This window comes from Vibrio nigripulchritudo (genome assembly GCF_027924785.1).
GTDB classification, from domain to species: Bacteria; Pseudomonadota; Gammaproteobacteria; order Enterobacterales; family Vibrionaceae; genus Vibrio; species Vibrio nigripulchritudo.
The window spans coordinates 1,094,029-1,116,472 of the sequence record NZ_AP027049.1 but is presented as its reverse complement, the minus strand read 5'-3'; the positions used below and the strand labels follow the sequence as shown (position 1 = coordinate 1,116,472).

The following is a 22,444-nucleotide window of genomic DNA, read 5'->3' as shown; positions in this document are numbered from 1 at the left end:
TTGTAATCTGTTATCTCAAGTCCCGGATTTCCTAGTTAAGTTGTGCCTTTAAACTCAATCTCTTAAGCTATAGGGAACCGTGTGAAAAACAAGGAGCACCACATGGCACGCAGTCACTTTTTTGCCCATCTGGCCAGAATGAAGCTTATTCAACGTTGGCCACTCATGCGCTCTATTTCCACTGAAAACATTTCAGAACATAGCCTTCAGGTCGCGTTTGTGGCACACGCTCTGGCAATCATCAAAAACCAAAAGTTTGGCGGCAACGTAAACCCCGAACGCATTGCACTTCTTGGTATGTATCACGACACCAGTGAAGTCCTGACTGGCGATTTACCTACCCCAGTCAAATACTATAATCCTGATATTGCTAAAGAATATAAAAAGATAGAAGCGGCGGCAGAAGCTAAACTGTTATCGATGCTGCCTGAAGAATTTCAGGAGGACTTCGCGCCGTTTCTTATTTCAAAAGATGCCAATCAGGAAGACCAAGGGATCGTAAAACAGGCAGATTGCCTTTGCGCATATTTAAAATGCCTTGAAGAGCTTTCAGCCGGCAACCACGAATATGCACAGGCGAAGAAGAGGTTAGATAAAACGCTCAAAGACCGAGAGTCGCCCGAGATGCTTTACTTTCTAGAGACCTTCGCCGAAAGTTTTGAAATGTCGCTAGATGAGATCAGCTAGAGCATCAACCATCAACGTTCCAATATAACGATAATAATGAGGACAATATGACCAAACTCGACCATTTCGCCTGGCAAGAGCGCATGAATGAAGAGCAGAAACTGCGCCGCGACGATCACCGTGACCCGTTCCAGCGAGACCGAGCAAGAATCCTGCATTCTGCAGCATTCCGCAGGTTACAGGCGAAAACTCAGGTGCATGGCACTGGCGTCAATGATTTTCACCGTACTCGCCTCACCCACTCTCTTGAAGCCGCACAGCTGGGATCGGGTATTCGAGCCCAAGTAAAGCGTAAACAACCTGAATTGTCTGAATTGCTACCGACTTCCAGCCTGATGGAAGCACTGTGCCTTGCTCATGATATCGGTCACCCTCCCTTTGGTCATGGCGGCGAAATCGCACTGAATTACATGATGCGTGAACATGGCGGCTTTGAAGGCAATGCTCAGACATTCCGCATTGTTACCCAGTTGGAACCCTATACTGAAAGCCATGGTATGAACTTAACCCGTCGCGCTCTGCTTGGGTTGATTAAGTACCCGGCTTTAATCAGTGAGACTCGCTCCGCTTCGATCCCTGAATCGGTCAGCAATCAACGAAAACTGAAAGCCAGCGACTGGCATCCAGCCAAAGGGATATACGATGACGATAAATCCTTGTTTGACTGGGTGCTGGAGCCTTTGAGCGACAATGACAAACTTGCTTTCTCTGCCATGCGCGAGAAGGACTATGGTTCCTTCGAACATAAGAAAACTCGTTTCAAATCGCTGGATTGTTCGATCATGGAACTGGCCGACGATATTGCTTACGGCATTCATGATTTGGAAGATGCCATCGTACTTGGGCTGGTTCACCGAAACCAATGGCAGGAGGTAGCAGCGAGCCAGCTGGCAGAATGTGGTGACAAATGGTTCGAGGAGAATATCCAAACCATCAGCGACAAACTGTTTTCCGGTATCCATTACCAGCGTAAGGATGCAATTGGAGGCATCGTTAACGCATTACTGACCAGCATCAGCGTCGCTGAGTTACCAGAGAGAAAATTTGATGAGCCTCTTCTTCAATGGAATGCGACGTTAGAGCCGTCCTCAGAGCGAGCACTCGAGATCTTCAAACAGTTTGTAAGCCGATATGTGATTCAGATTCCTGAAGTTCAGGTTGTCGAATACAAAGGGCAACAAGTGATTATGGATATCTTCGAGGCAATAAGTGGGGATCCAGAAAGGTTGCTGCCAGATTCAACTCGCCTTGAATGGTTAAAAGCCGCAGAAAGCCATGACGGCGGAATGCGAGTGATTACTGACTTCATATCTTCGCTCACGGATGGCTCTGCGCAAAGACTCCATCAGCAGCTTTTTTGCTCTTAATTAAGGTATGCTGACCCAAGCAGCTCAGACAATCAGTAGTTTTTAGAACGGACATGCGGTGGGATATGAGAAAACTGCATGTCCACCATCCGTTCAAAACTATCCAGAAGTGGGGAAAAATCCCGGCTGCTATCCAAAAGACGAAGTACATGAAACCCTGCTTCAACTGTCGATAAGCTATTACTGGAAGGCGCTTTTCGAATTCGATAGTTCCCTTCTAGGTTTTCTGGCAAAGCGAGGCAAGGCAAGTCATGCAACATGGTGTTCAGCCTCCACATCTTGTAGGCTTTTTTCCAGGTTCCATCCAGTAGTATCACCCTTAGCTTTTTACCCCTATGCTTAGCTATCTCGGACACAGAGAGGCTGCTTTCCTGCGGGAACAGAACACAGTGATAATAGGCGTCATCCTCCAGCAATTGAGCTAGTCTTTCATCGTTTGTGAAGTCTTCTCCGATCAATACATGCGTATTCGCTAACGAGAGCTTTAGTATCCGAGCCGTCCCCATTGCACGATTCACTTCATCCGGATGTTGAAGAATCAGCAGTTCTACCTCAGAATGAAGGCTTTGAATGGTGTGGCAAATACACATTTTTTTCGCCTTCCCACAATCTTGGCAATATCGAGAGTGCGTTTCAGATTGATGATCAGACATAAAGCAGAATTGGTTCCCGTTGTAGTAATTTATGTAATCGTTATGGTCGTTGCACAGCTTCCGACATTCAGCGATATACTGCCCTGGAACGCAGATGACATTCTAGACGGGCAATGGTGGCGAATCGTAACAGGAAATTTTACCCATACCAATCTTAATCATCTCGCTCTCAATGCGGCCAGCCTGGCGGTGATTGCATTCTTTTTCCGTTTCACCGCATCCTGGTTGTCCATGGCTGTTCTGGTTCTTCTTCTTTCTGCATTAATTGGAGTCGGTTTACTGGCTTCAGATACTTATCAATACGTTGGCTTTTCAGGCGTACTGCATGGAATATTTGCTTTTTACGCTCTCACAGAAGCAATACAGGGCAGAAAATCGAGTTTGCTGTTAGTCGGGGCTGTACTGGTTAAGATTGGATGGGAAACCTGGGTTGGACCTTCGGCAGACACCGCCGCATTGATAGAAGCAAAAGTGGCAACAGAGGCACATGTAGTTGGTACTTTGTTTGGTCTGATTCTTAGTGCTTTGCAACCCAAAAAATGGGTAAAAAAATGAGCGCGACCAAACGCTCATTCACATCCATATATTCGGGTCTGTTGATCGAGAGTTTTCTACAGCAGAATTCGGTCACGATTCTTGTCAACTGTAGCGTTGCCAATACCCTTCACTTTACTCAAATCGTCTGCAGACTGAAATAACCCGTTCTTTTCACGAAACTCTACGATGGTTTTCGCCTTCTTAGCACCTATGCCGATTAAAAGCGTTTGTAGCTCCTCAGCGGTTGCTGTATTGATGTTTACGGTAATTTCTATTCCAGCATGCTTATCACTGCTTGAAGCCGCTTTAGATGGCGAATTTGACTCCCACGCGTTTGCAGAAACGGCAGAGCAAAGAGAAAGAGCGGCTATCAAAGCCAGTTTTATGATTTTCATATTTCCTTCCTTGGTTATAAAAAAACGTATTTTGTACGGTCACCAAAGGTTAGAAAATCATCAATACTAAAAATACAACAGGCCGCATATAGCGACCTGTTTGATAGACAAATTAGTTACACACTTTTACGGGTGAGTACTAGCATTATCAATCACATAGAACTCAACATCCGCTTTATCACGAAGCGCTTTGCTCAATGCAATCATGTCTTGCTCACCATTGCTGCGAACCAGTTGCATGCCAATTTGTGCTGCAAATGCAGGCTGTTCTTCAAAAGAAACACCCTCCAATTCAACAACCACAATGTTGCCTGTGAAGTCTTTAGACTGGCTGTAAACCTTTTTACCTTCTTCAGGTTTGGTCATTGCAAATACCGTGTTAGCCAGAGGGTTACCACGATTAATGGTTTCCTGCTCGCCAAACGCCAAGCCTTCTTGTTCTAATACGCTGCTATCGCCATTAGATAGCGCTTCAATCAACTGGTCAGCCAATTCAACCGCTTTTTGCTCACCTTTCACAACAGACAGTTGCTGAACGACTTGTTCTTTCACTTCTTCGAAAGGCAATACCGTTTCTTCACGAACCTCGTCGACACGAACCACAACAACGTGTTCTGGCGCAATTTCCACAGGTACAGAGTTTTCACCGTCTTCTTTCACTTCAGGGCTGTAGATAGCTTCCTGGACTTCTGGGCTGCTCAGAATCTCTGGCGCGTTGAAACGAGAGATAAACTCTGTAGTTTGTACAGTGCCTTCGAACAACTCTGCTGACGGCGCTAGAGAATTTGGAGACTCAAACGCTACACGCTCAAGATCGGTGTAAATGTCATGGAAGCTTTCCGCAGCACGTTGGTTTACCAAGTCTGCTTTGATTTCTTCCTTCACTTCAGAAAGTGGCTTAGTTTCTGAAGCTTTCAGCTCATCAAGCTTGATGATGTGGTAACCGAAGTCAGACTTAACCAAACCCGTTACGTCGCCTACATTCGCCAGAGCAAATGCCGCTTCTTCGAAAGCTGGGTCCATAACGTCGCGCTCAATCCAACCTAATGAACCACCTTCGTCGGAACTGCCAGGGTCTTCCGAACGAGTTTTCGCAAGTTCAGCAAAGTCAGTCCCTGCGTTCAGGTCATCCAGAATCGCTTGAGCTTTTGCCTCGTCGTCACCTTCAACCAGAATGTGGCTTACGCTGCGTTGTTCCGCAGAGGAGTACTGGCTAAGGTTTTCCTGGTAGTAAGCATCTACGTCTTCGTCAGTCACTTCTACGCTTGCTTTAAGCGCTTCACCAGACAGTTCAAGGTATGAAACCTTAACTTGCTCTGGACGAGTGAACTGAGCCGAATTTGATTCGTAGTACTCTTGAAGTTCTTCGTCTGATAACTCAGCTTTTTTCGCAAACTCTTCAACACTCAGTTCCAAAGTACGAATGTCACGAGTTTGAGTAATCAGTTTAGATTGGTCGGCAACTTCACCCGGTAAGCTGAACTCGCTCGCGCTCACCGCTTGTAAAAGTTGATTACGAATTTCACTACGACGCATAACTTCGCCGAAGGATTCTGGCGTGTAACCAGCACGGCGCAATGATGTTTCGTAGATGTCCTGATTGAACTTTCCATCTAACTGGAATTCAGGCATCTGAAGAATAAGGTTCAGCACTTGTTCGTCACTGATGCGCATACCTAGTGAACGAGCGTGGTTCTCTAGCAAGATTTCATTGACCATCTTGTCTAATACAGACTGACGAAGTCTTTGAACGAAATCTGGGTCTGCTAGCAACGCTGCGTATTGTTCACCATATTGCGCTTGAAGCATGTTGCGCTCATTCTGATACGCTTGCTCAAAAGCACCGCGGCTAATTTCAATGCCATCAACTTTTGCGGCAACGTTGTTGCCACCGCCAATGTAGCCACTCACACCTGTGAAGACAAAGGACAGAATGATCAGTCCTAAAATAATTTTAATTGCGATGCTGTTTACGCCTTCGCGCAATCGTTCCATCATAATGTAACAACTCTCCAAAATTGAGCCCGAGCTCTGACTAAGCCATTAAATCTACACATTAGCGAATACTACAAGCCAGCTCACTGATAAATATGTGTGATTTAGATCTGTAGCCCACAAAAAAGTTCACCTCAAAACTGAGGACATTTTCATTTTTTCGGACATTAGCTTGTTCAGAAGAATTCAGGCAAATCGCCTTATAGCGCTGAATGGTGAAGATGATATCAGAAAAAGAAATGCGCACCACATTGATGCGCATATTTCAGGATTTTTTGGCGTTTTTGAGCGCCATTCCCAGTAATTGACCTTTTGCAGGTCAATCCAAAATTAGTTGCACGCGTCTTTAAGCGCTTTACCTGCTTTGAAAGCTGGTACTTTAGCTTCTGCGATTTGGATTTCTTCACCAGTCTTAGGGTTACGACCTGTGCGAGCTGCACGAGTACGTACGCTGAAAGTACCGAAGCCAACCAATGCTACTTGGTCGCCAGATTGTAGAGTGTCACTCACTGCTTCAATGAATGCGTCTAGGGCACGACCCGCTGATGCTTTAGAAATGTCAGCGTTCTCTGCGATTTTTTCTACTAGTTGTGTTTTATTCACGTGATGTTCCCCTTTAGTACCACCGATTCCAAAATTGGCAGTATTCGTTCCGTTAAAAAATTTAGTTATTTTTAAACCGCGCCTTATGGGAAAAGGCGTTGTCCTTGGTGGATAAACTTAGCCTCCAAAAAAAACGCTGACAAGCCTTTTCAAGCATGTCAGCGTATTTTGTTTAGTTATTTTTGCTGCACGTCACTATTTTACAGACTCTAGAGTGACTCCAGACGGGTCTTTCTCCAATGCAATCGTTAACACATCGTCAATCCACTGAACCGGTTTAACCACCAGATCTGCAATAACATTGTCTGGAATTTCTTCCAAATCACGTTCATTTTCTTTCGGAATGACCACTGTTTTGATTCCACCGCGATGTGCTGCGAGCAACTTCTCTTTCAGACCGCCGATCGGTAAAACTTCACCACGAAGGGTAATTTCACCTGTCATCGCGACATCTGCTTTAACCGGGTTACCTGTCAGGCTAGAAACCAATGCCGTACACATTGCGATACCCGCACTTGGTCCGTCTTTAGGCGTAGCCCCTTCAGGAACGTGTACGTGAATGTCGCGCTTCTCATAGAAATCTGAGTTGATACCCAGTTTTTCCGCACGAGAACGAACAACCGTCATTGCAGCCTGAATCGACTCCTGCATCACGTCGCCAAGAGAACCGGTTTGAGTCAGCTTGCCTTTACCCGGCATAGACTCAGTCTCAATGGTTAACAGGTCGCCACCTACTTCCGTCCAAGCCAGACCGACTACCTGACCAATGCGGTTGCTTTCGTCTGCTTTACCAAAGTCATGACGCTGCACACCAAGGTAGTCTTTCAGGTTTTCGATAGAAACAGACACTTTCTTCAGATCTGAATCCAACAGAATGTTCTTCACCGCTTTACGGCAGATCTTAGAGATCTCGCGCTCAAGGCTACGTACACCAGCTTCACGCGTGTAGTAACGGATGATGCCAATAATGGCAGAGTCATCGATTTCGATCTCGTGATCTTTCAGACCGTTACGCTTAACTTGCTTACCCACTAGGTGGCGCTTAGCGATGTTCAGTTTTTCATCTTCTGTGTAACCAGAAAGACGAATCACTTCCATACGGTCAAGAAGAGGACCAGGAATATTCATTGAGTTCGACGTCGCAACAAACATTACGTCAGACAAGTCATAATCCACTTCAAGGTAGTGGTCGTTGAATGAATTGTTTTGCTCTGGATCCAGTACTTCTAGCAACGCTGAAGCTGGGTCGCCACGCATGTCAGAAGACATTTTGTCGATCTCATCCAGAAGGAACAGCGGGTTTTTCACTTCCACTTTTGACATTTTCTGGATAAGTTTACCCGGCATAGAACCGATGTAAGTACGACGGTGGCCACGGATTTCCGCTTCATCACGTACGCCGCCCAGAGCCATACGAACGTATTTACGTCCTGTTGCCGCTGCAATAGAGCGACCCAGAGAAGTTTTACCCACACCTGGAGGACCAACCAAGCAAAGGATAGGACCTTTCAGCTTGTTGATACGGTTTTGAACCGCTAAATACTCAAGGATGCGTTCTTTTACGCGTTCTAAGCCGTAGTGATCTTCATTAAGAACCTCTTCTGCTTTCGCCAGGTTCTTCTTCACTTTAGAGCGCTTAGTCCACGGAACACCTACCATCCAATCGATGTAGCTGCGAACAACCGTCGCTTCTGCGGACATCGGAGACATCATCTTAAGTTTCTGCAGCTCTTGTTCTGTCTTCTCGCGCGCTTCTTTCGGCATTTTCGACTCTTCGATCTTCTTCTTCAGAGTTTCAAATTCGTCTGGCGCGTCGTCCATTTCACCCAGTTCTTTCTGGATGGCTTTCATTTGCTCGTTCAGGTAGTACTCGCGCTGGGATTTCTCCATCTGCTTTTTCACGCGTCCGCGAATACGTTTCTCTACCTGAAGTAAGTCGATTTCTGATTCCATCTGCCCCATCAGGAATTCAAGACGCTCGTTTACATCCAGAATTTCCAGCACTTGCTGCTTGTCGTTAAGCTTCAGAGGCATATGAGCGGCAATGGTGTCTGCTAAGCGCGCCGCTTCGTCGATTCCGTTTAGAGAGGTCAGAACTTCTGGCGGGATCTTCTTATTCAGTTTGATAAAGCCTTCAAACTGATTGATTGCACTACGAACTACAACCTCTTGCTCACGCTCGTCCAGTTCTGGCGTTGACAGGTATTCAGCATCTGCCAGGAAGAAATCGTTTTCTTTGAACTGATGGATTTGAGCACGTTGCTGACCTTCGACCAGTACTTTTACTGTACCGTCAGGCAGTTTCAACAACTGAAGAATGGTTGCAACAGTACCGATAGAAAACAGGTCATCGATAGATGGCTCGTCAGTATCTGCTTGCTTTTGGGCAACAAGAAGAACTTGCTTGTTGGTGTCCATCGCAGACTCAAGGCAACGGATTGACTTTTCACGACCAACAAACAATGGGATAACCATATGTGGGTAAACTACCACATCTCTCAAGGGTAATACGGGGATCTCGATACGCTCGGAACGTTCCAAGTTCATACTATTCTCTCTTCCGTTTCTGCTTATGTGCAGTATATGGGGGCAAGTTGCTTAGATTCAACGAGATAATAAAAAAAAGGAGGCAAAAGCCTCCTTTAGTGTTTAAAAGTATTTTATTCTGCGCCAGCAGCCTGATTGTCATTCCCTTCGTAAATCAGTAGAGGGTCCGATTCACCTTGGATAACCGCTTCATCAATCACAACTTTGCTGACATTCTCAGAAGATGGCAATTCGTACATAGTTTCCAGAAGTACAGACTCCAGAATAGAACGAAGACCACGAGCTCCCGTTTTACGATCCATAGCTTTCTTGGCAATCGCCTTAAGCGCATCTTCACGGAACTCCAGCTCTACATCTTCCAGGTCGAACAACGCTGCATACTGCTTAGTCAGTGCGTTCTTAGGTTCACACAGAATCTGAATAAGTGCTGCTTCGTCGAGTTCGGTCAATGTAGTGGTTACAGGAAGACGACCAATGAATTCCGGAATCAAACCGTATTTCACGAGATCTTCAGGTTCTACCTGAGTAAACAACTCACCAACGGTACGCGTTTCGTCTTTAGAACGAATATCAGCACCGAAACCAATACCTGTTCCTGTTGCTGTACGCTGCTCAATCACTTTATCCAGACCAGCAAATGCACCACCACAAATAAACAGGATCTTAGATGTGTCTACCTGCAGGAACTCTTGCTGAGGATGTTTTCTGCCACCTTGTGGTGGAACAGATGCAACCGTACCTTCAACCAGCTTCAATAGTGCTTGCTGTACACCTTCACCGGATACATCACGTGTGATGGATGGGTTTTCGGCTTTACGTGAAATCTTATCGATCTCATCAATGTAGACAATACCGCGTTCCGCTTTTGCAACATCGTAATCGCACTTCTGAAGAAGCTTCTGGATGATGTTTTCTACATCTTCACCCACATAACCTGCTTCCGTCAGAGTGGTCGCATCGGCCATGGTGAAAGGTACATCTAGGAAACGAGCCAGGGTTTCAGCCAGCAGCGTTTTACCGCTACCCGTTGGACCGATTAGCAGGATGTTACTCTTGCCCAGTTCAACGCCTTCGCTCGTCGTATCGCCATTACGCAAGCGCTTGTAGTGGTTGTATACCGCTACGGCTAGCACTTTCTTAGCGTAATCTTGACCAATCACATAATCATCAAGGTGTTCGCGAATTTCGCGAGGAGTAGGAAGCGCGCTGGATTCCTTCTTAGGAAGCACATCCTTAATTTCTTCACGAATAATATCGTTACACAAGTCGACGCATTCGTCGCAAATGTACACCGATGGACCTGCGATTAGCTTGCGAACTTCGTGCTGGCTTTTGCCGCAGAAAGAGCAATAAAGTAACTTACCGCTACCGCCCTCTTTGCTTTTATCTGTCATTCGCTAACCTCTTAGCCTTTACTATCTTGTTTTGAGTTTATATCAATTTTCACCAAATTTCGCCTGCATCTTGCAGCAATGACAAATTACTCTTTATGGTGAGTTAAAACTGAATCAACCAAACCGTATTCTACTGCTTGATCTGCCGACATAAAGTTGTCGCGATCAGTATCACGCTCAATAACTTCAAGAGGCTGACCTGTATGCTCTGCAAGCAATTTGTTTAGCTTTTGTTTGATGGTCAGAATTTCCTGAGCGTGAATTTGAATGTCGGACGCCTGTCCTTGGAAACCACCTAGTGGTTGATGGATCATGACACGAGAGTTAGGTAGAACGTGACGTTTACCTTCAGCACCGCCTGCTAACAGGAAAGCACCCATTGAACAAGCCTGACCCATACATACCGTACTTACGTTTGGTTTGATGTACTGCATGGTGTCGTAGATTGACATGCCCGCCGTTACACTTCCGCCCGGAGAGTTAATGTAAAGGAAAATGTCTTTGTCTGGGTTTTCTGATTCAAGGAAAAGTAACTGCGCAACCACAAGGTTGGCCATCTGGTCTTCAACTTGACCAGTCAGGAAAATGATACGTTCCTTGAGCAAGCGTGAGTAGATATCGTAAGAACGTTCACCACGGGAAGTTTGTTCTACCACCATGGGTACTAGTGCATCAATGATTGGTGACATTGCATTTTTTTCTTGGTAGCTCATATTCTTATATCCCTAAATAAAATGGCCCGGATGAATGACTCATACGGACCATTGTTAGCAGAAGAGTTAAAACAAAGTCAACTTTCTACGCACTGAAACCTGATTTTATGCAGGCTGTTGCGTATTCATAAGCTCGTTGAAGCTTACTTCTTTTTCAGAAACTTTTGCTTTAGCGATGATCGCGTCAATCGCTTGCTCTTCTAGCGCAACATTGCGCATGTTGTTCATCATTTGCTCGTTTTGCTCGTAGTAAGCAATAACTTCTGCTGGATCTTCGTAAGCAGTCGCCATCTCTTCAATAATAGCCTTAACTTTCTCGTCGTCAGCTTTTAATTCTTCAGATTTGATCACTTCGCCTAGTAGAAGACCTACAACAACGCGACGTTTAGCTTGCTCTTCGAACAGCTCACGTGGAAGTTGCTCAGCCGCTTCAGGGTTGCCACCGAAACGTTGTGCAGCTTGCTGACGCAGAGTACCGATTTCTTGATCGATAAGTGCAGCAGGAACGTCGATTTCGTTTTCGTTAACCAGACCGTCAATCGCTTGCTCTTTGATGCGGTTCTTAACAGCTTGCTTAAGCTCACGCTCCATGTTCTTGCGAACTTCAGCTTTAAGACCGTCGATGCCGCCTTCAGCGCCAAACTTAGCAACGAATTCTTCGTCAAGTTCTGGAAGCTCACGCTCTTCAACTTTGTTTACTTTGATAGCAAACTTAGCTGCTTTACCTTTTAGGTTTTCAGCGTGGTAATCTTCTGGGAAGTTTACGTCGATTTCGAATTCCATGCCCGCGGTCTTACCTACGATGCCGTCTTCAAAACCTGGGATCATGCGACCAGCGCCCATTTCTAGTGGGAAGTTCTCAGCTTTACCGCCTTCAAACTCTTCACCGTCGATAGAACCAACGAAGTCGATAGTTGCACGAGAGTTCTCTTCAGCAGCGCCTTCAACTTCTTTCCAAGTTGCTTGCTGCTTACGTAGAGTTTCGATCATTTCAGCAACGTCGTCTTCTTTCACTTCTACTGCTGGCTTCTCAACAGTGATGTTATCAAGACCTTTCAGCTCAACTTCTGGGTAAACTTCGAAAGTTGCGTTGAATACAAGATCTTTACCTTCTTCAGTTTCAACTGGAGCGAAAGTAGGAGCGCCCGCTGGGTTGATTTTTTCTTTAACGATCGCTTCAATGAAGTGACGTTGCATAACCTCACCCATCACATCCTGACGTACTGCTTTGCCGTACATTTTCGCAACCATTTTCAAAGGCACTTTACCTTTACGGAAACCATCGAAACGACGGTTTTTAGCGATGTTGCGTAGTTCAGCTGTTACTGCGTCTTCGATGTTAGCGGCAGGAACGGTAATAGTAAGACGGCGCTCTAGGCCTTCTAGAGTTTCAACAGTAGCTTGCATTATAAATAAACCTCAAAACTGGCTCAGATTACCTGAGCGTATGAGCCAGCGCTTCTTGCGGTGGCTTCATCCTTAAGTTGCATTCTGTCTGAATACATAAAAATAAATTCGTAGAGTCACAAACCACCGAATTCTTGGTTTGAACACTATTCGGTGACCCCTTACCTATACTCTTGGTACAGATAGAGCATCTCCAATTAGCTTCAGGACAGAAATTTTAGACGCGACATTCTAGCGATATGCGTAACGACTGTCGAGCCAAGTCCTGATTTCTCGAACATTTGGCAAAAGTTTTCTGAGAAATGGGGACGATACATGGCTTTTCAAGTGAAATAATCAGTTTTTTTCATGAAAAGGCAAAAAAGAGATCCGAGTCTTGTTTTAACAACCCATAAATTTCTCTTTTTTGTTACTTTTACGTTATCAGTTGTTGAAGAAGTTTATCTCTATGATTCTGCGGCGTATTCCAGTCATTTTATTGCTCTCCTACGCTGTCTCTAGCCTGATACTAGGCACATGGGGCTGGCAGGCTGGTTATGAGCAACAACTGGAAGATGCGCAAGTTCAGGCTGAACAGCTCAGCAGCCACCTCACGAGTCAGCTAGAAAAGTACGCCTACATTCCACAACTTATGTCTAAAGACAACGAATTGGTGGATGCCCTACTTTCTCCTGATAACAGCGCTCAGCTAGACATCACCAATCGCTATTTAGAAGAAGTGAATACGGTTGTCGGAGCCGCTGATACCTATCTGCTCAATAATATCGGAACAACCATCGCCGCCAGCAACTGGCAAAACAAGAAGACCTTCGTTGGGCGTAATTTTGCGTTTCGCCCTTATTACCAAGCCGCGATTTCAGGAAACCGGGGCGAATACTTTGCATTAGGCAGCACGTCGGGCAGGCGCGGATATTTTTATTCGTATCCCGTTAAATACGCTGGAAGCCCAATTGGTGTTCTTGTTGTAAAAAAAGACCTTTCCACAATAGAAGAAGACTGGAACAGTCAAAATAGCTTCTTTGTTGTCACGGACAGTGACGATGTTGTGTTTATGTCTAACCGGGTAAATTGGTGGTACAACAGCCTCTATGACCTTGACGAAATTAAGAAAAAAGAAATAAAGGAGAGTCGCAGATATCTGGAACGGGATATTTCTTCTTTGGCATTTTCCGGCAACTTCAACGCCAGACAAACTGAATTAACCCTTACAAGCGATTCTTCATTTTTTAATCAGTATTTAAGTGTCGTCAAAACCCCTTAACAATAGCTCTCTGACAGTGCGGGTTCTCAGCCCCAAATCGAACCTTTTTTGGAAAATCGTTGGGCTGATTGCTTTGAATACACTGGTATTCGCCCTGCTTTATCTCGCCAGCATTATCATTCGTCAGCAAAAGTCTAAGCAAAGGCAAATCGAACGTATTCAGGCGGAATCCAAGCAAAAGCTTGAATATCAAGTTATGGAACGAACCGCAGAGTTAGAAGCGGAAATCAAGGTAAGAGCAGATACCGAATCGGTACTTAGGCAAACTCAGGAAGAGCTGATTCAAGCCGCAAAGCTCGCGGTTTTGGGGCAAATGTCCACCAGCATCAGCCACGAGCTAAATAACCCCCTCGCGGCGATCCGCAGTTACGCAGACAACGCACTCCAGTTTCTGGAAAAAGAACGGCACGACAAAGTCGATCAGAACCTGCACCGAATTTCGGCGCTCACTGAACGCATGGCAAAAATCAGTCAGCAGTTAAAAGCCTTCGCGAAAAAAAGTGACGCGAGCGATAGAGTCGTTACCCAAATTTCGCCTGTCATCATCGCAGCAAAAGAACTGTTAAAACCTCAGCTCAAAGAGAGCCAAACACAATTAAAATGCGAAGGACTGGAACAGCCCCTCGAATCCAGAATCAACCCAATTCAGCTCGAACAGGTATTAGTGAACTTACTCACTAACGCCATTCAGGCTATGGATATGCAGCCACAAAAAAACATTCTACTCAGGCTGTATGCGACCCCAGAACATATCGTGATTGATATAGAAGACACAGGTCCGGGAATCGCAACCGATACGCTCAACCATTTGTTTGAGCCCTTTTTCACGACGAAGCAAAACGGTCTTGGGCTAGGTTTGCCCATTTCCCAACAGATTATGCAAAGCATGGATGGAGAACTGCAGGCGCATAACATGGAACAATCCGGCGCGCGCTTTCGTCTCTTGCTGCCAAAAATTTAGGAATGAGTATGTGTCACATCTATTTTATTGATGATGAAGAAGATCTTCGGATTGCCATGGAGCAGGCATTTGAACTGGCGGATATTGAAGCCACAGGGTTCCCCGATGCCGAATCTGCCCTGCTGGCGTATTCGGAAGACGAGCCGCCCTTTGTGGTCGTCACCGATATTCGCCTGCCCGGCATTAACGGTCAGCAGTTGCTGAACTCTATCAAAGCCAAAGATGAGGATATCCCTGTGATTTTAATTACGGGTCACGGCGATATTTCTATGGCTGTCCAATCGATGCACGATGGCGCTTACGACTTTATCGAAAAGCCTTTTTCTAACGATCGGCTTATTGATACGGTGAAACGGGCCATCGAGAGACGAAAGCTGACCTTAGAAAACCAGAAGCTCAAGCGTGCGCTAAAAGCCAACAAAACACTTGGTCCACGAATCATTGGAGAAACCGACAGTATTCAGTCGCTTCGTGACACCATTAGCCACATAGCCGACACCAACGCAGACATTCTTCTGTTTGGCGAAACGGGCACTGGCAAAGAATTGGTTGCCCGCTCTCTGCATGAGCAAAGCAGCCGGCGCGAGCAAAACTTTGTTGCCGTCAACTGTGGGGCTGTGCCAGAAAACCTGATCGAAAGCGAGTTATACGGGCATGAAAAAGGTGCTTACACAGGTGCAGACAGCCAACGTATCGGTAAATTCGAATACGCTCAGGGAGGAACGCTTTTTCTTGATGAAATTGAATCCATGCCGATGCAGGCGCAGATTCGATTGCTAAGGGTATTGCAGGAAAGACAGATTGAACGAATCGGCTCAAACAAAAGCATTTCTCTCGACATTCGTGTTATCGCGGCTACAAAAGTGGATTTGAAAGACGCCGCCTCAGAAGGCACATTTCGTCAAGATCTCTACTACCGCTTAAATGTTGTAACACTAGATTTGCCTCCTTTGAGACTTCGTAAAGAAGACATACCAGCCCTGTTCCATCATTTTTTGCTGGTCGCAGCAGCACGTTACGGAAAAGCAGCCACTTCTTTACCTTCTGCCGATTTACAGACCCTTATCGCCCATGACTGGCCGGGTAATGTTAGGGAGCTAAGAAACGCCGCAGAGCGCTTTGTCCTGCTCGGTAAACTCAGCCAGTTGGGTGAAACAGAAAAACCGAAATGCCAGTCCGGGCTTGCAGATCAGGTTTCAGAGTTTGAAAAAGCACTGATAGAGCAAGCGCTTGCCGATCACGGCGGTAGTATTAAAGACACCATGTCTGCTCTTCAGCTTCCGCGTAAAACCCTTTACGACAAGATGCAAAAGTTCGGCATCAACAAAGACAGCTACAAAAGTTAAACCTTCCCCACTTCATTACGCGCTTGGTACTCGCCAAGCGCGAATATGCATACCATCACTTATTCTCTATCTGATTTTCGCAGGCAGCTGTCACACTTTGATTATTTGCAAGATGTCGATCGGTTGTTTTTTAACCATACAAAGGATACCGTAAATCCATATATGAAATTTACTTTTGTATATGAATTTAATCAAACTCTATAACTGAGATGAAATCTTGTTCCCTTCTGCGACCTGAGAAGCTGTCCACTCGGAAACAGTGATGTATCGGGGCAAGTCAGCGACACGACCTGCACAACCAGTATTAATTGCGCATTGCTCGTGGCGCTTGAGTATTTACTCATCTATTTCAGTTTCGCGGAAAATCAGGAGCAACACATGGAACGTTTACTCAAGCCGCTTATTGCAATAACGATGCTGTTTTCCAGTGTCGTCTTTGCAGCAGACTATGAACTCAAACTGGCTCATGTCACATCGAACAAAGAGCCTCTCCACCAAGCGCTGGAATACTACGCCGAAAACGTCGAAAAGCGCTCTAACGGCAAAATCAAAATCACGATTCACCCGAATGGCGAGCTCGGCACCAACCTGGAAGTTTACGAGCAAGTGAAACTGGGTCTGCCTGTAATTCAAACGGCTGATCCGGGTTACCTATCCGATTACGCGCCGGACTTTGGCGTATTAAACGGCCCTTACTTACTCAATGATCCAAAAGATTTTAAAAAGTTGCTGGATTCATCCCTTTATCAATCTATGAAAGAGACCGTGAAGAAGAACGGAAACTTCGAAGTTCTGGCGATGAACTGGTTGTTTGGTGAGAGACACATTATTTCGGACAAAGCGATTCTGTCACCTGATGACCTGAAAGGTGTGTCAATGCGCGTGCCGCCAAACGTCATGTGGATTGAAACCGTAAAAGCGATGGGAGCTCGTGCTACCCAACTGGCATGGTCAGAAGTGTATACCGGTTTGTCTTCGGGCGTGGTCGATGCTGCTGAAGCGCCGCTTGGTTCACTTTACGCCGCCAAACTGTATGAAAGCAAAAAGCACGTGTCGCTAACCAGCCACTTTAAAGCATTTATTGGACTGGTCATCAACGCCGATTACTTTGCCAACCTGCCCAAAGACATTCAGACCATTCTGGCTGAAGAAGCGATCAAAGCGGGTGAATTCATGACAGAGCTTTCAGTCAATACAACCGATGCACTACTCGACAAGCTTCGCGCGGAAGGCGTGACTGTTCATAAAAACGTAGACGCCAATGCATTCCAGAAAGCAACGGCTCCGGTTTATCAGAAATTCCCGAAATGGTCAGATGGTCTGCACGCCAAAGTTCGTGAAATTCTGGACAACTGAGACCAACAATAAGGAATCATGATGTCACTAAGAAAAGTGTCGGAGGTGTTGGGCAAGCTGGAAACCGCGCTTGCCCTGATCGCCATGAGCCTGGTTTTGGGTTCCGTTGTGTGGGGGGTGATCACTCGCTACATCACAGAGCAACCCGCAGTCTGGACAACAGAATTGTCAGGCATAGCCTTTACATGGATGGTATTTATGGGAGCAGCCGTGTGTTATCGGAAAAGTCTGCATATTGGCGTCCCCGTATTTGTCGATGCGCTGCCTGACAACATTCGTAGACGGTTGTTCCAGTTAACAACACTGGTCGTACTGATCTTTCTGGCATACAGCTTTTATCTGGCAACGGTTCTGGCTTTTCAGTCATGGAACCGTCCTTCTCCCGTATTAAGGTTACCGTTTTTCTTCGTGTACCTTGCAACCTGCCTGTCTTTTTTATTTATGTTGATTCACAGCGCAAGTCATCTGTTTAACAGACCCACTCAAACAGATGACTCATCAGAACCGGAGGTGCTGTAATGGATTTACTTCCGGTTTTCATTCTGTTTTTGCTTTTTACGGTTAACGTACCTGTTGCGTTTGCCCTTGCGATTGCCGGGTTAACCTTCTTTTTAATGACCAATGGCATTCAGCATCAGATTTTCATTCAGCGATTTGTTTCGGTAACCCACTCATTCCCCTTGCTGGCGATTCCCTTCTTTATTATGACGGGTGTCATCATGAACCACGCGGGCATAACTGAGCGGCTAATGAAGTTGGCCGACAGCTTAACGGGGCATAGAGTTGGTGGTCTGGCTCAGGTCAACATTCTGCTCAGTACCTTAATGGGCGGCATGTCTGGTAGTGCGAATGCCGATACCGCGATGCAGAGTAAAATCATGGTTCCTCAGATGAACCAGCGTGGCTATCACACGGCTTTTTCTGCCGCGGTAACGGCGTGTTCATCCATTATCAGTGTGATCATTCCACCTGGTATTGGTTTGATCCTGTATGGCTACATGGGTGACGTATCCATTGGGCGACTATTTCTGGCTGGTGTGGTTCCGGGAATTGTCCTGTGTATCGCATTGATGCTGGTCGCGCATCGAATTTCCCGAATTCGCGATTACGCTCCGTCACAGCCGAAACCTTCTTCACTAACCGAACGTTTACTGGCATTGAAAAATGCTGCGTGGTCGCTAATGGTTCCCATCGGAATTATCGGTGGTATCCGATTCGGGCTTTTCACTCCGACTGAAGCAGGCGCGATTGCGGTTATCTATGCCATTATTGTTGGCTATATCCATCGACAGTTTTCGGTTAAAGCCTTGCCCTCCATCATGAAAGAAACGGTGATCGCCACCTCTACCGTGATGTTTATTATCTGTGCGGCTTCTACTTTCAGTTTCTACTTATCATGGGAACGATTACCAGTGCAGGTCGCCAATGCCATGTTGTCGCTGACAGATAACCCATACCTGTTACTGCTGATCATCAACTTACTGTTGGTTTTGGTTGGGATGTTTATTGAAGGTGGCGCTGCACTGATCATTCTGACGCCTATTCTGGTGCCTATCATCACCAAAGTGGGGATAGATCCGGTGCACTTCGGGATTGTGATGGTACTTAACTTAACCATCGCCGGGGTTACTCCGCCATTGGGAACCCTAATGTTTACGGCATGTAGTATCAGCAAAGTGGCGGTCAAAGACTTTGTTAAGGAAGTTCTTCCGTTCCTTGGAATGTTGTTGGCGGTATTGCTTCTGTTGACTTTCGTTCCTCAGATATCGCTCTGGTTACCGGGGACGATGGATTAGATAAATCGAAAAAAGCCCTGCTGGGGAAAGCAGGGCAATGTGCTTCAAGTGCATTTATGAACGATCTATTCCTGAGTGTAGGGTGTCTCAGGTTTTCGTTTCTACTTGGTTATGATTTCAGGTCCCATAAGGGTGGTTGGTAGCCAGGTGGATACCCAAGGTACGTAAGTTACGATAACGAGGAAGAGGAACATCACCGCCACCCAAGGAAGCGCTGCCTTCACCACATTCATCATCGACATCTTAGCCACACCCGCAGTCACAAAGAGGTTCAGCCCCACAGGCGGGGTGATCATCCCTATTTCCATATTCACCACCATCATGATGCCTAAATGAATAGGGTCGATACCCAGAGCAATTGCTATTGGGAATACCAGCGGTGCAACAATGATCAATAGGCCAGACGGCTCCATAAACTGACCACCAATCAACAGCAGTAAGTTCACCACGATCAAGAAGGTAATCGGACCTAATCCAGCGGAAAGCATAGATTCGGTGATCATCTGAGGAATGCGTTCTTCGGTTAATACGTGCTTCAGAATCAAAGCATTAGCAATGATGAACAGCAGCATGATAGTCAGCTTGCCTGCCTCAAACAACGTATGCTTGGTGTCTTTGTGCACAAACGTCTGGAACACTTTGACCAGAATCGGCTTGGTGTTTTCCTTGTCGGCAAACGGTCCCATGTCTTTGTAGATAAAGTTAGCGATAAAGAAGGAATACACCGCCGCTACCGCTGCCGCTTCTGTTGGGGTAAATACCCCGCCATAAATACCACCCAAAATGATGACGATCAGCAACAGACCCCAACTGGCGTCTTTTGCAGCCGCAAAGGCTTCGCCCCACCCTACGAAAGGTTGCGCTGGAAGGTTTTTAAATCTTGCCGCAATGTAGATGGCAATCATCAACATCACACCTGCAAGCAAGCCCGGAATCACGCCACCCAAGAACATACGCCCTACCGACACATCTGTTGCAGCGGCGTACACCACCATAACAATCGAAGGTGGAATCAGGATACCGAGTGTCCCGGCATTACAGATAACACCAGCAGCGAACTCTTTGGAGTAACCGTTTTTCACCATACCAGCGATAACGATACTTCCGATCGCAACCACAGTAGCTGGAGAAGAACCAGACAACGCCGCAAACATCATACAGGCGACGACCGATGCCATGGCGAGACCACCACGGAACCAACCCACCATTGCGATTGCAAATCGGATGATTCGCCTTGCCACTCCCCCCGTCGACATAAAACTCGACGCGAGAATAAAGAACGGGATCGCGAGTAAGGTGTAGTGCCCTGCAAACGCGTTAAACAGGGTTTGCGCGACAGAAGCCAGTGACGCATCGGAATGCATCAACAAAAATAAAATACTGGCAAGACCCAGCGATATTGCAATTGGTACACCGATCAGCATGAAACCGATGACCATGACAAACAACAATAAAATGTCCACGGTTTAGCTCTCCTTGCTTTCAGATTTCAATGCTTCCAGATCTTCTTCAGCTTCATGGCTTGAAATCAGGCGATCGGTTTTGCCTGTCATGATCTGCCAGGCTGCCTGAGCAAAGCGAAATGTCAGTAACGCCATTCCAATGGGCAGCGCCGCATAAGGAATAAAGCGAGGCATTTTCTCGTAACGTTCACCTTCATTCATCCAGTCAGATAAAAACTGCAGCATTTCAGGCATTGGGATGTCATCGGTTTCGTACCAGGCACGCTCGGTTACGAACGGATACCAGTAGTTCCAGGAACCAATGAAAAGCAAGACAGAGAAAAGTAAACATAAGCTCACAGCAATGATGGCGTAGATCTTACGCCCACTTTCTGGTGCAAGGTTGATCACCACATCCACACCAATATGAAAATGCTTCTTCACGCCATAAGAAGCACCGACTAACACCATCCAGGCAAAGAGAAAAACGGTCAGTTCCAATGCCCACAGGATGTTGTCGTTAAACACATAACGAAACACCACATTGGCAAAGGTCAGTAACGTCATACCACCGAGAAAAAGAGCAATAAGCGTCTCTTCGATGTTGTCCGTTACTTTACCGACTCGGGAAAAAAACGACTGTTCCATACAGATACTCCGCTGTATTAGGAATGAACCAAGGGATAAGGCGCAGCGGGGGGCTGCGCCATTATTTTTATTGTTTGTTTGAAGCTAGAGCTGCTTCGATAAGATCCGCGCCGATATCTTTCTCGAACTTCTTCCATACAGGTTGCAGAGCGGTTACCCACTCCTGACGCTGTTCAGGAGTCAGTGTACGAACGACACCACCAGCAGCGATGATGTTTTGTTTGTTCAGCTCGTTCACTTCGGAAGACGCCGAGTTACGCGCTGCCGTCACATCTTTCAAAATGGCGTGAAATTCTGTGCGCACATCATCAGGCAGGTCGTTCCACCACTTGTTAGACGTAACAACCAGGTAATCCAGAATACCGTGGTTGGTTTCTGTTATCCCATCCTGAACTTCAAAGAACTTCTTACCGTAAATGTTCGACCAGGTGTTTTCCTGTCCGTCGATAACTTTAGTTTGAAGACCGCCATACACTTCTTTGAACGACATCTTTTGCGGGTTTGCACCCAACTGTTCAAATTGCGCAACCAGAACATCTGAAGCCTGAACACGGAACTTCAGACCTTTTGCGTCCGCAGGAGAAAGCAGTGGCTTACTTGCCGACATCTGCTTCATGCCGTTATGCCAGAAAGACAGACCTTTCAATCCACGACGCTTCATCGCGTTTTTCAGTTTCTCGCCCGACTCCGAGTTCTGGAAACGGTCTACGGCATCCACATCTTCAAACAGGAATGGCAAGTCGAAGATGCGGTATTTTTTGGTGAATTTTTCAAACTTAGACAAAGAAGGTGCCGCTAGCTGAACATCACCATTCAAAAGCGCTTCCAGTACTTTGTTGTCATCGTAAAGGGTTGAGTTTGGGAACACCTGCATACATGCCTTGCCGTTCATCTCTTCATTGACACGTTTTTCAAGAAGAGAAGCTGCAATACCTTTTGGATGTTTGTCGGTATTCGTTACGTGGCTGAACTTGATCACAATTTCGCCAGGGTCACAGTTAGCAGCCGCTTGAAAACTGGTTAGCGCCAGGATGGAGGCAGAAAGTAGGGTAAGAGGCTTTAACATTTTTATTCTCCTTATTTAACACTTGGTCGTCATCAATGAAGACCGTGTAGGTTCTATAAGGCAAAACGCAGACCAACTTAATACATTTTGTTAACAACCCTTTAACCATAAGGGCTGCACGAAAGTCACAAAGTGTGCGAGTCAGAGCGAAGGAATGGAAGTGGGTGGAAATCCACCCATTAAATCAGGGGATATGGGTGGAAAATGAAACATTGGTGCATGGCAAAAGTATATATTCCACCAGTCTCATTAGTATGCGGAACCAATTTC

The 22,444-nt window shown here is 46.2% G+C and carries 18 protein-coding genes and 1 pseudogene; 8 read left to right on the top strand and 11 right to left on the bottom strand.

Translation table 11 applies throughout. The features are described 5' to 3' along the window. Positions 1-102: 102 nt before the first annotated feature. The gene (yfbR, locus tag QMG91_RS05350) at positions 103-687 is read left to right on the top strand and encodes a 5'-deoxynucleotidase (RefSeq protein WP_281870188.1); all 585 of its coding nucleotides are present in this window, start codon (positions 103-105) and stop codon (positions 685-687) included. Positions 688-734: 47 nt separating this feature from the next. Next, a complete protein-coding gene (locus QMG91_RS05345; RefSeq protein WP_281829303.1) occupies positions 735-2,054 on the top strand; it encodes an anti-phage deoxyguanosine triphosphatase in 1,320 nt (439 codons plus the stop codon). Positions 2,055-2,086: 32 nt separating this feature from the next. Here the strand turns inward: QMG91_RS05345 and QMG91_RS05340 are convergent, their stop codons facing one another. Further along, positions 2,087-2,707, bottom strand: a complete 621-nt coding sequence (locus QMG91_RS05340) for a tRNA-uridine aminocarboxypropyltransferase (RefSeq protein ID WP_281829301.1) — start codon at positions 2,705-2,707, stop codon at positions 2,087-2,089. Here QMG91_RS05340 and rrtA point away from each other — a divergent pair. Further along, a complete protein-coding gene (rrtA, locus tag QMG91_RS05335) occupies positions 2,696-3,262 on the top strand; it encodes a rhombosortase (RefSeq protein ID WP_022598155.1) in 567 nt (188 codons plus the stop codon). The two genes, QMG91_RS05340 and rrtA, sit on opposite strands and share 12 nt — an antisense overlap. Positions 3,263-3,318: 56 nt before the next feature. Here the strand turns inward: rrtA and QMG91_RS05330 are convergent, their stop codons facing one another. The 7 genes from QMG91_RS05330 to tig all read right to left on the bottom strand — a co-directional run bounded on the left by QMG91_RS05330 (position 3,319) and on the right by tig (position 12,298). Beyond that, positions 3,319-3,639, bottom strand: a complete 321-nt coding sequence (locus QMG91_RS05330; protein WP_022551233.1) for a ComEA family DNA-binding protein — start codon at positions 3,637-3,639, stop codon at positions 3,319-3,321. A 126-nt stretch (positions 3,640-3,765) separates the two neighbouring features. Beyond that, entirely contained in the window at positions 3,766-5,637 is a 1,872-nt protein-coding gene (gene ppiD, locus QMG91_RS05325; protein ID WP_022590033.1) for a peptidylprolyl isomerase, read from the bottom strand. Between the two features lie 327 nt (positions 5,638-5,964). After that, positions 5,965-6,237 carry an HU family DNA-binding protein gene (locus QMG91_RS05320; protein ID WP_004406206.1) on the bottom strand — a complete coding sequence of 91 codons (273 nt, stop codon included), beginning with the start codon at positions 6,235-6,237 and terminating at the stop codon, positions 5,965-5,967. 195 nt (positions 6,238-6,432) lie between these two features. Then, on the bottom strand, positions 6,433-8,784 hold the full coding sequence (gene lon / locus QMG91_RS05315) for an endopeptidase La (protein WP_004406208.1): 2,352 nt from the start codon (positions 8,782-8,784) through the stop codon (positions 6,433-6,435). A gap of 113 nt (positions 8,785-8,897) precedes the next feature. Then, complete coding sequence (gene clpX / locus QMG91_RS05310; protein WP_004406221.1) at positions 8,898-10,178, bottom strand: ATP-dependent protease ATP-binding subunit ClpX; 1,281 nt, start codon at positions 10,176-10,178, stop codon at positions 8,898-8,900. A gap of 86 nt (positions 10,179-10,264) precedes the next feature. Continuing rightward, on the bottom strand, positions 10,265-10,891 hold the full coding sequence (clpP, locus tag QMG91_RS05305) for an ATP-dependent Clp endopeptidase proteolytic subunit ClpP (RefSeq protein ID WP_004406230.1): 627 nt from the start codon (positions 10,889-10,891) through the stop codon (positions 10,265-10,267). 105 nt (positions 10,892-10,996) lie between these two features. Beyond that, on the bottom strand, positions 10,997-12,298 hold the full coding sequence (tig, locus tag QMG91_RS05300; RefSeq protein WP_004406233.1) for a trigger factor: 1,302 nt from the start codon (positions 12,296-12,298) through the stop codon (positions 10,997-10,999). Positions 12,299-12,746: 448 nt separating this feature from the next. Between tig and QMG91_RS28970 the strand changes: the two are divergent. From QMG91_RS28970 to QMG91_RS05270, 5 genes and pseudogenes are all read left to right on the top strand, one after another. Beyond that, positions 12,747-14,520, top strand: a pseudogene (locus QMG91_RS28970) (sensor histidine kinase). An 8-nt stretch (positions 14,521-14,528) separates the two neighbouring features. After that, positions 14,529-15,866: a sigma-54-dependent transcriptional regulator gene (locus tag QMG91_RS05285; protein WP_004406236.1), complete on the top strand. Its 1,338-nt coding sequence runs from the start codon at positions 14,529-14,531 to the stop codon at positions 15,864-15,866. Between the two features lie 378 nt (positions 15,867-16,244). Then, on the top strand, positions 16,245-17,222 hold the full coding sequence (locus tag QMG91_RS05280; protein WP_223094533.1) for a C4-dicarboxylate TRAP transporter substrate-binding protein: 978 nt from the start codon (positions 16,245-16,247) through the stop codon (positions 17,220-17,222). A gap of 18 nt (positions 17,223-17,240) precedes the next feature. After that, entirely contained in the window at positions 17,241-17,741 is a 501-nt protein-coding gene (locus QMG91_RS05275) for a TRAP transporter small permease (RefSeq protein WP_281870185.1), read from the top strand. Next, a complete protein-coding gene (locus QMG91_RS05270) occupies positions 17,741-19,018 on the top strand; it encodes a TRAP transporter large permease (protein WP_281829290.1) in 1,278 nt (425 codons plus the stop codon). Before QMG91_RS05275 ends, QMG91_RS05270 begins: the two co-directional genes overlap by 1 nt. A gap of 101 nt (positions 19,019-19,119) precedes the next feature. Here the strand turns inward: QMG91_RS05270 and QMG91_RS05265 are convergent, their stop codons facing one another. The 3 genes from QMG91_RS05265 to QMG91_RS05255 form a co-directional block, all read right to left on the bottom strand. After that, a complete protein-coding gene (locus QMG91_RS05265) occupies positions 19,120-20,481 on the bottom strand; it encodes a TRAP transporter large permease (protein WP_022551241.1) in 1,362 nt (453 codons plus the stop codon). A 3-nt stretch (positions 20,482-20,484) separates the two neighbouring features. Continuing rightward, positions 20,485-21,108, bottom strand: a complete 624-nt coding sequence (locus QMG91_RS05260) for a TRAP transporter small permease (protein ID WP_281829288.1) — start codon at positions 21,106-21,108, stop codon at positions 20,485-20,487. A 67-nt stretch (positions 21,109-21,175) separates the two neighbouring features. Then, positions 21,176-22,174: a TRAP transporter substrate-binding protein gene (locus tag QMG91_RS05255; RefSeq protein WP_045961409.1), complete on the bottom strand. Its 999-nt coding sequence runs from the start codon at positions 22,172-22,174 to the stop codon at positions 21,176-21,178. Between the last annotated feature and the right edge of the window lie 270 nt (positions 22,175-22,444).